The sequence below is a fragment of the Marinobacter sp. DUT-3 genome, assembly GCF_050379435.1.
Classification (GTDB): Bacteria; Pseudomonadota; Gammaproteobacteria; order Pseudomonadales; family Oleiphilaceae; genus Marinobacter.
The window spans coordinates 786,224-800,072 of record NZ_JBNRMG010000001.1; the positions used below are offsets into that span (position 1 = coordinate 786,224).

General features: G+C 55.4%; 9 protein-coding genes. 2 read left to right on the plus strand and 7 right to left on the minus strand.

What is annotated here, in order from left to right:
• Positions 1 to 15: 15 nt before the first annotated feature.
• Together ACQUWM_RS03580 and ACQUWM_RS03585 are read right to left on the minus strand one after the other, a co-directional pair.
• Positions 16 to 2,145 (minus strand): TonB-dependent receptor plug domain-containing protein, encoded by a 2,130-nt coding sequence (locus ACQUWM_RS03580; RefSeq protein WP_428921195.1) that lies wholly within the window; start codon positions 2,143 to 2,145, stop codon positions 16 to 18.
• Between the two features lie 191 nt (positions 2,146 to 2,336).
• Positions 2,337 to 3,644: a carboxylate--amine ligase gene (locus tag ACQUWM_RS03585; protein WP_407000565.1), complete on the minus strand. Its 1,308-nt coding sequence runs from the start codon at positions 3,642 to 3,644 to the stop codon at positions 2,337 to 2,339.
• Between the two features lie 252 nt (positions 3,645 to 3,896).
• Between ACQUWM_RS03585 and ACQUWM_RS03590 the strand changes: the two genes are divergently transcribed.
• The gene (locus ACQUWM_RS03590) at positions 3,897 to 5,861 is read left to right on the plus strand and encodes a hypothetical protein (protein ID WP_428921424.1); all 1,965 of its coding nucleotides are present in this window, start codon (positions 3,897 to 3,899) and stop codon (positions 5,859 to 5,861) included.
• Between the two features lie 395 nt (positions 5,862 to 6,256).
• Complete coding sequence (locus ACQUWM_RS03595; protein WP_428921196.1) at positions 6,257 to 6,607, plus strand: hypothetical protein; 351 nt, start codon at positions 6,257 to 6,259, stop codon at positions 6,605 to 6,607.
• Positions 6,608 to 6,669: 62 nt separating this feature from the next.
• Here ACQUWM_RS03595 and ACQUWM_RS03600 read toward each other — a convergent pair whose 3' ends face one another.
• From ACQUWM_RS03600 to ACQUWM_RS03620, 5 genes are all read right to left on the minus strand, one after another.
• Positions 6,670 to 6,993 carry a hypothetical protein gene (locus ACQUWM_RS03600; RefSeq protein WP_428921197.1) on the minus strand — a complete coding sequence of 108 codons (324 nt, stop codon included), beginning with the start codon at positions 6,991 to 6,993 and terminating at the stop codon, positions 6,670 to 6,672.
• A gap of 300 nt (positions 6,994 to 7,293) precedes the next feature.
• On the minus strand, positions 7,294 to 9,672 hold the full coding sequence (locus ACQUWM_RS03605) for an efflux RND transporter permease subunit (RefSeq protein WP_428921198.1): 2,379 nt from the start codon (positions 9,670 to 9,672) through the stop codon (positions 7,294 to 7,296).
• Positions 9,673 to 9,688: 16 nt separating this feature from the next.
• Positions 9,689 to 10,717, minus strand: a complete 1,029-nt coding sequence (locus ACQUWM_RS03610; protein ID WP_428921199.1) for a WD40/YVTN/BNR-like repeat-containing protein — start codon at positions 10,715 to 10,717, stop codon at positions 9,689 to 9,691.
• Between the two features lie 67 nt (positions 10,718 to 10,784).
• Positions 10,785 to 12,143, minus strand: coding sequence for a DUF1329 domain-containing protein (locus ACQUWM_RS03615; protein ID WP_406984629.1), 1,359 nt, complete (start codon positions 12,141 to 12,143; stop codon positions 10,785 to 10,787).
• Between the two features lie 25 nt (positions 12,144 to 12,168).
• A complete protein-coding gene (locus ACQUWM_RS03620; RefSeq protein ID WP_428921200.1) occupies positions 12,169 to 13,758 on the minus strand; it encodes a DUF1302 domain-containing protein in 1,590 nt (529 codons plus the stop codon).
• Between the last annotated feature and the right edge of the window lie 91 nt (positions 13,759 to 13,849).

Genomic DNA, 13,849 nt, shown 5'->3' on the forward strand with positions numbered 1-13,849 from the left:
CCGACCGCGGCCCTGTCAGAAACTATAGGAGAGCTCGCCGACGACACGTCGCCCGGGCATGGGGAAGTCGTTTGGAATCGGCGGGGCAGGGGCGGCGAAGGGGCTGGGGTCTCGCACATCTTCATTGAAGATGTTTCGAACGGCCAGAGAAAGATCCAGCCCCTGCCATAACCCTTTGGTTCTAATGGTCATATCCACGGTGGTGGCGTCAGGCACGGGGTCTCGCTGATCTGCAGCCGTTCGCTTCTGTTCACCTACCCAGTTGACCTGCGAGCTCACTAGCCAACCTGGCGATACGCTCCAGTCGGCACGCGCATAGACCTGATGATTGGGCGCCTCACCGACGGATCGCCCTGTACCTTCATCCTCTGCGGTTTGATACGCATAATTGGCTTGTAGAGACAGGGTTTCGAGAGCCTGATACGTCAGTTCAATTTCACCGCCATGTCCCGTCCGTTGGCCCGCATTTCGATACTCCGTCGCGATAAGACCGGCAGTTGGAACCGCATTAATCAGGTCATCAATCTCGTAGTAGAACAGATTCACGCCATACAACAAGCTCGGCGTAACCTGATGGGATACACCAATCTCGAAGGTATCGATGGTCTCGGCGTCGAGTTCATCGTTGCCCAGGAAGACCGGGTTATTCGCCACATAAAGCTCATTCAATGACGGTGCGCGAAAAGCCCGGCCGTACAGGAACTTCGTCGTGATGGAGTCGGTTGTGGCCCATACCAGTGCAGCTCGTGGGTTTATCGTGCTGCCAAAATCTGAATAATCGTCAAAACGAATACCGCTGACCAACTGCCAGTTCTGTGCGAACTGCCACTCATCCTGCACGAACACATAGTAATTCGTGCGGTCTTCCTCCGGCATCCAGACCTCACTCGGGTCGTCGGACACGTCAACCACGCTGCCTTTTGGGCTGAAATCCGGATTGAAGTTCTTTCGTTCGGTCACCTTGTAAAGGTCAGCCCAAAACGTACCGACGCCCGTGTGTATACGGTGATCCTGAATGCCGCGGTAAATAGCGCTCAGGTCGAACCTGGCCTGGTTTTCCTCGTAGCCAGGGCTGCCGATCAAACCGTTGGGGAAGGCCCCACCAAAAGCGCCAGGCGGATAAAGTACGATATCGTTTTCGGGCTCCTGGGTAATATTGAAGTAGGACACTCTGGCTTCCACATCCAGGCCATCGGCCAGATCGGACCATCGATAGCTGTAATCCGCGTTCAATCTGCGAGATGAAAACTCACCTTCTGGATCCAGGGCCTGGGCGATACCGGGCCCGGTACCCAGGTTGCTACGGTCCTGTATGCCTGCCCGGAATGTCCACCGCTCGCCGCCTATTTCAAACCTGGCATCCAATTGATCAACACCGGTATTGACTGGGCCGGGCGCCAGAGAGGCCGATGTGCCAAACGTCTCATCAAAGTTGGTTTGCGCGTCGCGTTCAATGGTTTCATCCCAGCCATCAGTGGTCTGATACTCCAGGACCAAACTGACGCCGATATCTCCCAACTGACGACCTGACTCCAGCCAGGCACCGCGGGTATCGAAGCTCCCGATCCTTCCGCCGACGGTTTGTCCGTCAATACTTTCATGATTCTTCGTCGTGATATTGATAACGCCCGAATAAGCATCGGCGCCATACAGTGCCGAGCCAGGGCCCCTGATGACTTCAATTCTCTCAATGGCTTTCACCGGCATACCACCCCAGGCATTACCCCGGTTCCCATACATCATGGTCGTAACGGGAATGCCATTGATGAGCAGAAGAGCCTGCGGATTATTGCTGGACGTAATGCCCCGGAACACATACTTGGGAGAGAACGCCTGATCGGAGTGATTTACGTGCAGCCCGGGCACGGTTTCCAGCACCTGGTCGAGGTCCGTTGCGCCCATCGCGGCAATGTCGTCAGCATCAATTACCGAAGTTACGGCGGCGGCTTTATCCAAAGGCGTTTCAGTCCCCGAAGCAATCGAAACGACTCGTATCTGCCCGAGTTCTTCCAGGGGGATGTCCCAGAGCGAGCTATCATCCGCAGAAACGGCGCTGGCAAAGGCGATAAACCCGGCACTGATATATACCCTGGCAATCGTGAAGGGAAGCGAGGGTCGGCTCAGGGATGACAGGGGCTGCAGCATGTTGAGTTTATTACTTGATAAATTGATAAAATTTCAAGCTGAATAAGAGTTTAGCCGCATTCGTCGTATAAGCAAGTTTAAAAGGGGTGTACCGGGGCAGGGCGGGCTCAGGACTATCCATGATTCTGGAGTTGCGATAACCAGAATCATGGACACCTCATTTGCGACAACTGAATGGCTTTGGCAGGCCGCTAGACGTAGAAGTCCAGCTCCTCCTGAGCCTTCAGCAGATCCCGCATCTTGATCGGATCGTCACCAAAGAAGAAGACCAGCCCCCAGTGAGTACCGAACGCCGACCGGTCAGGAACGGTCTCTTCGGTGGGCGCAACCAGTTCGTGTGACTCGAAGTAGGGGTGCTCAATCGTTTCTTTGGGCATCTCCAGCTTGCTGACCACACGACGTCTTGGATACACACCGAAGCAACCTGCGTAACCTTTCGCGTCGACCACCGGACGAGGGAAGAACTTATCGACTTCCTCTTTGGTGCTTTTAGGGTCAAACACCAGCATGGAAGCCTGGTACGCATTGAATCCGTAGGCCCTCTCGATAAGCTCAAAAGCCTTGAACCCGGGCGGGCGATAGGCGACTTCCCCAAAGTACATTTCGCCATCAGCAGTGACGAAGTACTCGGGATGAATCAGGCCGAACTGGATATCGAACGTTTTGATCAGCAACTCGATCTGCTTGGTGATCGCGTTACGCCAGCTCTCAAGTTGCTCGGTAGCAGGAACGAAAACCGAGTAGCCAAGCGTTACATATTCAGAAATGTTCAGGAACTTGATCTTGCCATCGTGGATCCAGGCCTCGACGGCAAACTCCCAGCCATCCAGGTGACTTTCCATCAGCAGGGGATATTCTTCCGTCGGGATGTTGTCAATTTCTTCTATCGTGCGGATCATTCGGTGGCCGAGGCAACCGGCCTTGTCGAATGCCTTGACGTGAATCGGGTCATCCGGGTCACCATCCAGTTTGAGCAGCGTCTGGTTGACGCGCTTCATGAAGCGGATGATGTCTTCTTTCTCGTGCGCCTCTTCGAAGATCCCGACACGAATACCGCCAAGCTGAGCACGGCGCTTCATCAAAGCCTTGTCACGGAACAGAATGGACTGCCCGTACATGCGGGGGTTGTTAAGGAGGACAGAGTTGATCGCCCCTGACCACTCAACGGTTTCCTCGAACAGCGGTATGGCGACATCAACGCCTTCCGCTTTCAGCTTTTCGGCTATCTCCAGAGACCGATCATTCAGACGGATAAAATCCCATGGAATGAAAGGAATCTTGTTTGCGGTACAGAAATCCGCAGCCCAATCCGGAGCAACAACGATATAGCGGCGGTCAAACTTCTGCGCAGCCTTGATCGCATTAACGCTCCAGCCAAGCAGGGCGATGTAACCTTTCTTTGGATCCTTAGGGGTCTCGGTCCCTTTAACCGAGTCCATATCGGGGTCAAGCCAGGCTGCTACCTCTTTGGGTAACTCTTTCTCCGATGCCATAGACATTTGATCTTCTCCTTGCTGGTTTACCCGGACAAACTGCGCCGACATTGGAGCGCACCAGACAAACTGAGCGTTGAGGCAATGTCGTTTAAAGGGGATCAATACATCCCAACCATCAACCTCAATATAGTCGCTCAGGTTACAAATGGAAACGAAAGCCCCGGAATCGTTTGCTTCTGAATGGCCTTGAGAGCATCTTTGGGTTTGGGTGATATCAAATGGCACATCAAGGCAAGCAAGGACGATATTGTGACTATTCCCGGCTCTGATTCAGATACCACCGCCTCTGTTGCGACGTTTGACGAGGCCCTGGAACAGCTTGCGTTTGCTCGCCTGAGCGACCCTGTAGCACCAAACACAGAGGTACTGGAAGAGGCACTTCACGTTATGGTCGCCCCCGACGGACTGGACGCGTTGTACGCCCGGGTACCGGCTATAGAAGCCAAGGGCGTCTTCACCAACAGTGACTGGGACCGGCCTGCCATTCTTCGGCCTGCACTGGCCGTGCGAACGTTACGCCAGGGAGCCCCGGCTTACGCGGCCATTGAGGCCCTGAGTGAGCTTCGCCTGCTTGCCGTGGCCATGGGCGATTATCTTCATCCCGGAGTTTCAGCGGAGCAGGCCAGACATTTTCTGACCCAGGTGACTGCACTGAATCTGGACCTGTTATCAGGCCAGATGAGCGAAGCGGATAGGGAGCGGCCGCAAGGGCTAGGGCACATAGTCACTTCACTCTATCAGTACCTGCTCAGCAGACTGGGCTACGAGAGTATTCTCGACAGCCTGGTGGAGGAAGTGCACCGTTTGCTGGCGCAGCGCCCGATACAAACGGACAGTATCAAGCAGATGGTCAGCCAGATTGCCAAATGCCTGTTTGATCCGGAAATCGAAACTTCGGGCATGGACAAAGCAGCGCGCCTTGTCAGCGCTTTGTTCGGCCCAACGACAGGCTGCCGCGATGATCCGGGCTTTACCGTTTACGGCGAGCGCCTGGCCGCCATGGACGAAGTCGCGCTAACCGAAGAGGCGCAAGGCTTTGCCATTGGGATGCACGAAACGGGCATGGTTTCACCGTATCACCCCATGCTGATACGGCACCTGCGTGGACACCGGGATGATCTGATACCTCTGGCTCTGGGCCTGAGTATTACCGGCAACGATGTGCTCCAGTGTTACCGCCAGATTGTGTTCGAACTGATTGACCAGGTTGTTCATCCGGAAACCAGTCAGGCCGTTTATGGCCTGGCCATGTTTCTTGAGCGTGGCTCTCTCTTCACACCGCCCGTGGCTTCAGCCCTGTGGCGGCAACTGGAACTGAAATTGAGCCAAGCCGCATCCGATAAACTGAGGACGGTTTTCGGTAATGCGCACCCTCCGCGGGTGTTTTTGTTGGCCGGTGTACTGAGCCTTCTGGGACAGCCGCTGGGTGTTGGCCAGGGTAATAACCCGACTTGCCAGTCGGTCATCGGCCTTTCCATGTGGTCCTTCAACGATGTTGACTATCTGTTGCAGCTGGTGGCCTGGGGTGCTCGCGATGACGATGTCATCATGCGTTTTGAGGGCCAACACATCACATCGCAGCACCTGGAGGCAGGCCTTGCAAAAGAACCTCCAACCGATGTGGATCCGGTTTCATTGATTCTGGCACCGCACCTTGACCGCATTTATGGCGAGATGGGGCGATTGTGCGGAGTACGTGACGACGACCTGCACCGCTGGATCAATCCTGAAATGTATGGCTGGTGGGTAGGGCACGGTTTTCTCAGTGTCATTAGCCGGACAACAGGAAAGATCCAAGATTATGAGAGCTTCATCCGCCACTTTTATGCCAGCTATCATCCTTATTACAACGGCAACATACCCGTCATCCATCCGCAACCTGCGGGTATCGCTGTCACCGACAGCGGCGGGCGCCTCGTTGGACGCCACGCCATAACCATCATCCGTGCCAATCTTGATCGCGTTGGCGAGATGCGCATCTACTTCTTCAATCCCAACAATGACAGCGGCCAGGATTGGGGCCAGGGTATCAACTGCTCAACAGAGAGTAATGGTGAGCGCCATGGCGAAGCATCGCTGCCGTTCGCTGAGTTTGCTTCGCGTTTGTGTGTCTTTCATTACGACCCGAGGGAACTGGGGGATGTGTTGGTGGTTCCTGAGGCAGATGTTTATCGTGCCATTGAGCTTGGGCGTACCAGTTGGGCCGCGAGTTATGAGTAAGTGGGTTGGATCTGAAGGAGGGAGATTACGAACTCAGCTGCACGCATCACATACTGAATTTAACATAATATACATTATACGCAGTATGATAGAGTGGCAGGAAGGGAAAAAACCAATAATCGAAATCTCTATCAAGTGCAAATGCCGTCACCTCAAGCGTTTTCTACCAGCACTGCACTTTCCATCTCCGGCATGGTCGCCTTCATGCAGTCACACACAGTGTCTGAATCAGCCGCTTCCTTATGTGTAATGACAACCGGGCTTCTATGTTACATCGTCCTTATCCATCGTGACCCATAGAAAAAGAACGAAGTTGTAACCATAGTTTCAGTCTTGATGAGCTTGCCTCGCTATTGCCTGCTGATCTGGCTGACTGGATTCCGGGCTCCCCCCGGATGATCAAAAATGCCGAGAGCGGCAACTATGTCCGGCCGCTACTGGGCATCAAGTTTGTCCAGAAGCTCATCAAGGCACGTATCGCCAACACGGTGAAGGGTCCCGATGAAGCGGCGCGAGCAACGATGCCCACCTTTGTCTGGGGTGAGGCCACCAATGGCCGAGGCGAAAAGAAAACCGCCCGAATACGGACCGCCAATGGCTATAGCCTGACGATCACTGGTTCATTGGCAGTCATCGAACATCTGATGGAGAATCAGCCAACGGGCGGAGCCTATACACCATCCAGCCTTTTTGGTGCAGACCTTATCACCCGTCTGCCTGAGTCAGGAGACTTGGTGATTCATTAATCTCTTAACAACTCCAACACGTGAGCGAGTGGCATGGCGGGGCTGCTCGTTACGTTTTGACCTTAACTCCTACCAATAAAGTCAGAGGCCTCTTGTCGGGTGAAAAACACGCCAAACCGGACGAATCCTGAAATTATCGATCCTTTGATTCGAACCACTCGCCCAGTTGCGTCTATCTCTGCGATCCAGTCCTCGGGTAAGCCGTCAATCAGATGAAATGGCGCGGGTCGACCGTCGCGGAAACGGGAGATCTCCACTTGGCCGGTATGGGCATCCTGGAATGCGGGAACAAAACGGGCCTGGGCGTTATGTTCACTTACGCCTCCGGTACCGGCGAATCGACGGTTCTCTTCTACCAAAAACGATGCATGTTGCTGATCAAACATTTGCGCCACCTATATCACTTAATAGCTACAGCAGTTTCATCTCCTTACCGTTGTCCGGATCTCTCCCTTAAAATAATCATATCAATGATTACCATTTAACACAACAGTTGTTATGTTTAGTTTTGAAAAAGCGAACACGTGTACATTCACACCACGCTTTCAGGCTTGGCAGGATTCAGAGATCTATAGAGGAAAGCTGAGGAAAGAAAAAAGCCGGATCAAAGACCCGGCAAAGCGGACACAACCCCCATTTGGTTGGCGGGTTCCTGAGCAAGAACCCGCCCTACTTTTAAATGGCCTTTAAACGGCCTCCGACGCCCTAGAGGACCATTCAGCTTGTACCTCCCCGCCTTTTTCTCGCAGCAGGAAATGCGCCAACGCTGGCAACAGTGTGAGCGCCCCAATCATGTTCCAGAGGAACATGAACGTCAGCAGGATGCCCATATCGGCCTGGAACTTGATGGGCGACAGAATCCAGGTCGCTACGCCAATCGCCAACGTCAGACCGGTGAAGGACACGGCTTTGCCGGTTGTCTTGAGAGCCTCCTGATACGCCTGACGGAACGGATGCCCCAGTGCCAGGTAGGAGTTGAGACGACTGTAGATATAGATCCCGTAATCAACCCCGATTCCCACGCCCAGCGCAATTACTGGTAGCGTGGCCACCTTGATTCCGATCCCCAGCACCGCCATCAGTGCCTGACAGAGCAGCGACGTCAACGCCAGCGGCACCAGAATACAGATCACCGCCTTTATGGAACGGAACGTCAGCAAGACCATCAAGGCAACAATCCCGTAGACATAGGCCAGAATTTCAAACTGGGCACGTTCGATGACTTCGTTCGTGGCCGCCTCGTAAGCGGCATTTCCGGCGCCCAGCTGGAACCAGATATCAGAGTCATTGTGAGCGGCCGCGAAATCCCGAACCACTCCGACAACCCGTTGCAGGGTTTCCTGACTGTGATCGGTCAGTTCCAGCTTCAGCTTCTGGTGATCGCAATTGGCGCTTCCACCGGTGAACGAGAACCCGGACACGGCAATGGCGCGACTCAGAACCCGCTCATCCCGAGGCAACGCCATCATCTTCAGGTTGCCTTCATTGCCGAGGTAACGATTCATCTTGGCGCGGGTTGCCGGCGAGTTCATCGATTTAACCCCTTCGGTATTGGCGAGCTGCCATCCCAGGCGATCAATCAGCTCGATGGCCTTGTAGGTCTCGCATTGCCCCTCGGGCATGCCGGCGAACACCGTCATCAAATCCGTACTGGTGCTGAAGTGGCTGGTGATGTAGTTGGTGTCCAGGTTATAGCGGGAGTCGGCACGCAATTCGGGTGCGCCCTTGTCCAAATCGCCAATCTTCAAACCCTGGCTGAACCAGATACCCCCACCGGCCAGAACCAGAGCAGCAACAACAGCGACACGCGCCAACTTTGGCTCGGCAAAGTGTGCAAGACCATCCCAAAGCGCTGACTTTTTCTGCAGTTTGTATTGGGCATGATCGACACAACGCTGGGACACGCCAACGTAGGACATCAACACCGGCAGCAGAACCAGGTTGGTAAAGATCACCAGAGCCACACCAATGCTGGCCGCCATTGCCAGATCCTTGATGGCGCCGATATCGATCATAAACAGGGTCGCAAAGCCGATGCCGTCACTGATCAGCGCTACCAGCCCCGCCTTGTGCAGATGGTGAAAAGTCACCCGGGCAGCGTTGAACCGGTCCTCGCCCTTGGCCGTCTCATGGGCGATGGCATTGATCACCTGCACGCCGTGACTGACCGCGATGGCAAACACCAGGAACGGCACGAGAACTGAGAATACCCCCAGCCCATACCCCAGCAGATTGATCATGCCTAACTGCCAGACCACGGCTACCACAGAACAGACCAGCGGGATCAGGGTGGACTTGTAGCAGCGCGAATAGTTGAACAGCAACGCCGCTGTAATCAGGAATGCAATCAGGAAGAACAACGCCACCTGGCCGAAACCGTCCACCAGATCGGCCACTTTTTTCACATCGCCGATCACATGGAGGCTGATGTTGTCGTCCTGGTGTTTCTGGCGTACCTGTTCCAGTCGATCCGAGAGCGCATTGAAATCCAGCGGCTGCTGCGTGGCCGGATTGATCGGCAGCACCTTAAAGTCGATCATGCTGGCCTTGAAGTCGTTGGACACATAGCTTCCCACCAACCCCGCGCGGAAGACATTGGTGCGGATAATGTCCATCGCCTCGGCCGTGTCATCGAACGAGGCCATATCGATCACCGGGCCACTGTCGTAGCCCAGAGGCGTGATCGCAAACCAGAGCATACCTGGCGACCAGAGGGAATTGACGCTGCTGGTGTCCACGCCTTCGAGCAGTGACAGGTCGTCACTGATCTGCCGCAGCTTGACCAGGTAGTCGTAATCGAAAACAGTGCCCTGCTCCCGTGCGACCGCCACTCGAATGATACTGCTGTCGCCAACGCTCTCGGTTCCGAGAAACTCCCTGGCGTTAGTCACAAACTCATGGCTGCCCGGGATCAGTCTCTCCAGTCGGGTGTCGGGTTGCACCAGACTCGCCTGCCACGCCAGATAGACCGTGGCCACCAGGCTGAGGAGTAATATGGGTAGGCGGAAAGTAAAAACCGCCCTTGTCAGCGCTGAAAACTTCAGCCCCTGGTTGGGATTACTCATTCTTGTTCTCCTCCGTTCACCGGCCTGGCAGCTGTGTCATGGCCTGGATACCACCCAGCCCAACCATCACGTAACTGTCCGGTGACTGCTGAACCACACTGCTTAAAGGCAGGCCATTCTCGCGCTGGTATTTCTTCACCGAAGCCAGGTCCGCTGAGACATGCAACATCACGCCTTCAGTACCAACAACAAGTGCCGATCCGTCAGCCAACCAAGTACCACCGGCCAGCCCCATCTCGGTGCGGGTCTCCAGCTCACGCCAGTTCTCGCCGCCGTCCTTGCTGGTAAATAGCTTGCCGCCAACCCCGGAGAGGATCAGCCAATCGCTGCCGTCAGGGGCACGTTTGGCCAGGATGCCGTGGAACGATCCATTGTGGTCGGTCTGCAACGGTTCGAAGCTGTCGCCCCCATCAAGGGAACGGAACAGCAGGCCGACTTCGGAGGCAATGTACAGCGTGTCGGCATCGGTGGCGGCAATGGCAAAGAAATGCCATTCATCGGGGTTGTTGGCATGATCAGACCAGTCTTGCCAGGTCTCGCCGCCGTCCTCGGTGCGATAGAGCTTATCGAAGACGCCGACGGCATATCCTTCATTGGCGTTCTTGAAGTACACATCCGACAGTGGACCCTGGATTTCGGCATTGCGGGCGTCGAACTGTTTCTGCCAGCTCAGCCCGCCATTGTCGGTATGCACGATTGCCGCGTCTTCGCCGACGGCCCAGCCCTGCTTATCGTCGACAAAAAACACGGCATTCAGTTGAGTACGTACCGCAACCTCGGACTGCTGCCAGTCCTTTCCATGGTTATCTGAGAAGAGGATATGTCCACGCTCCCCTACCGCTACCAGGCGGTCATCCACCTGCGTAATGTCCAGAAGCAGGGATTGAGGTGCAGAAGGCATTATTTGCGCAGGCGTATCCAGGGGGTCCTGGTATTCCGCCCTCGCACTTTCAACACTCACTACAGCGGCCAGCCCTGCGGCAAATAGCCTGCTCATGGAACGGCAGCCTGTGCTGCGGCGATTGGCGTTGGTTAGTCTTTTCATAAAGTCCCCTAGCTATAAGGCAAGACTCCATCCCAAAGTAGTGATGGAGTCTCAACCCAATCGGTTCTTACCGGCCCCGACGACGCAAGGCAGATGCGGAGTAATACGCCGACTGCGGCGCCTCCTCATCGAAGGTCGGCGCTCGCTCTTCACCGGTTGCACCACCGATGGCGTAGTAACCACCGACCTTCAGGTCGTAGTGAACGTTGATGCCACCCGCAGTGACCGGCACCTCAGGTGCGGTGACCGGGAAGTTGAAAGCCACACGCCACAGGTTGCCGTTACCGTCATACTTGTCGGTCGCCAGAATGCTCCAGGTATCCTCGTCGATGTAGAAAACACGCTTGGCGTAGATATGACGGGCATCAGGCTTAACGGTGGCCTCAACTACCCAGACACGGTGCAGTTCGTAACGTGTCAGCTCCGGGTTGATCACAGGCGTGCGATAGACATCCTCCACGGAGTGCTTGATGGAGTTGAGGTGGTTGTTGTTGTACGGCACGTACATTTCCCGCTTACCCACCAGTTTCCAGTCGTAGCGCTCAGGCGAGCCGGAGAACATGTCGTAGTCGTCAATCACGTTCATCGGCCGGTCCGGCGTATCAAAGGCCAGATTGGGTGCACGTCGAGCACGGCGCTCCCCGGGATCGTAAGTCCAGGCCTTACGGGGATTTTCCTTGGCATCGATGTATTCAAGCGCAACGTACCCTTCCCCGGCATCCCGGGCCGGAGCGTGCACAGTGGCGGCGTAACGGAATAAGGCACCTTCCTCCCGGGTTTCGTCGGTAATGCTCGGGTCGTAATAGGTATAGTGGACCTTATTGCTGAACCACCATTCAAACTTCTGGTCGTTGTTGTAAACAATGGTCGCGATTGCTGATGGAACGTTGAGGTAGGTCCCCAGGAAACGTAGGTTATGGTTCCAGATGGCCTCGTTTCCGTTTTTCGGGATCGGGAACGGTATGGCTCCCCAAACGCCAGAGACGCCGTTACCATCATCCACCAGCTTGGCGGTGGTGGCTTGCTCAGCAATGCTGTCATAAACCCGCTGCGGCCAGGCGGCGGTGCGGTGGGTCTCATAGACCGGCATGCTGAACTCGGGATAACGCTCCAACAACGCAATGGAGCCGTCGGTTAGCCGATCCGCGTACTGATCCACATTGGCGGCAGTGATTGTGAAAAGAGGCACTTCGTCGGCGAACGGGTCCGGGCGGTCGTCGCCCCGCTCCCATCCGGCCGGCACCTCTGTACGACCGCCGGTCCATTCCGGGATGGTGCCCTCGGCATTCCCTGCACGCTCGGCGCCAACCGGCGTCAGATCCTCTTGCAGGCGCTTTACCTCTGCAGAACTGATGGCCGCAGAAACGTTGGCGGTATAAAGGCTTAACGTAGCAACCGCCGTAAACAGGACTTTTCTATTCAACATTGTTTGGATCCCCCTTTGCTCAGGCTCAGAACTTGTAGTTGACAGACAGGTTGACGTTATCCTGCGTCTCGTAGTTGGAGTTGTCCTGGTTCAACCAGTTGTACCCCAACGTGGTTTCCAGGGAGTTGCCGACATTGGCCGTCAGGGAAACCGTTCCAAGCGTTCGGTCTTCGGCGAAGTTGCCCCAGAAATGGGAGTTACCGTGAAGATCCCTTTGCAGGAACAGGCCCAGGGTGAGATTGGTTCCCGGATACACCGCATACCATGTTCCGCTCCATTCGGCCGCCACGCCGTATGCCAGATCATCCGGCGCTACCACTTTCCCGTGGACCGAGTTATGGGCCTGAAGGTTGTCCAGGTCGCCGTCGATATAGTCGGCGCCGAGCTGAACAAGCAGCTGTTGCGCGTCGATACCCAGCGGTAACGCGCCACCCAGCCAGATGCCGTGTACTGAAGCGTTGACGGTGTCATGCTCTTCAATGTTGCGGCCTTTGGCATCAAACGTGGTCAGGTTTGTGAACAGCGGCCGGTCTGGCCGGTAGGCCACTTCACCATTGATTGACCAGGTGCCAACCGTGGTGGCCATGCTGAGACCGAACATATCCAGGTCCTCGGGCCAGACCTGTTGGAGGCCGGTTGCCGAACCCAGGTCGTCCGAACTGCCCGGCACGGTCAGCTTTATGAACGGGAGGGTTTCATGGTACCGGGAGTAATAGACCCCCAGTTCCGTGTCATCGGTAACAAAAACACGGCTGGACACGCCCCACTGGCCGCTGTCATCAGGCGTGCTGTCCCGGTCCCGTATTGGCACACCCAGCAGCGGATCAACCTCCGTGCCTCCACGGAAGAAGAAATCGTCGCTGTAGAAGGTGCCGCGGGGTCCGAATTCGGCTCTTTCCCAATCGGTTTGCACATAGGCTGCAACCGACGCGCTGTAGCCGATGCCCATCTGGGCATAGACACTGTTCACCCCGATATAGGCTTCCTTCAGCTCCGACCCAGGAGTAACCAGCTTGTTGAAGTTCAGAGGTACCTGGGTTGAGATACCATCCAGAAAATACAGCCCCTCACCCCAGTTGATCACCTGCTTACCCACTCTCAGATCAAGGGGGTTCCCGGCGATGTCGAAAGAGCCGTAGGCGTAGGCATCCAGAACATCGTAGAAACTGCCGGCATAATCTTCCGCGGCGTCCGTCCAGGGTGCTGAGTTACCCATAAAATCAACCGATTCGTCGTGCATGATCTCGGTGTCATATTGGTAGGTAACAGAGCCCGCAAAGCCATAGTTTCGCCAATCCAGCCCCAGTTCCGCAGTTGCCTTGAAGACGTTGGAAATCAGGTCGCCCGCCTCCGGCACCCGGGCATCGGAAAGATAGTTGGGAGTGGTACCCGTGCCCAGCAGGTTATTAGCCGGGTTCAATGCAGAGGGTTTCGCATCCTCGGCACGCACTGAGGCCGCATACCCCAGAGTGATATCCAGCTTGCCGGACACCTCACTGTCACTACCGAAGTCAAATTGCATGGCCTGCACTTGGCCAACGCTGGCCAGGCCGATACTTCCGGACAGCATCGCAACTGCCAGGGGAAGCCGTTTTAATCGGAGACTCTTTCTCATTACATGGACCTCTCGTCATTTCTTGTTGTGCGTATCCCTAAATCAAAGATGCGTCCCTGCTTTTCCATAGGTACATTTACGTAACATCTGT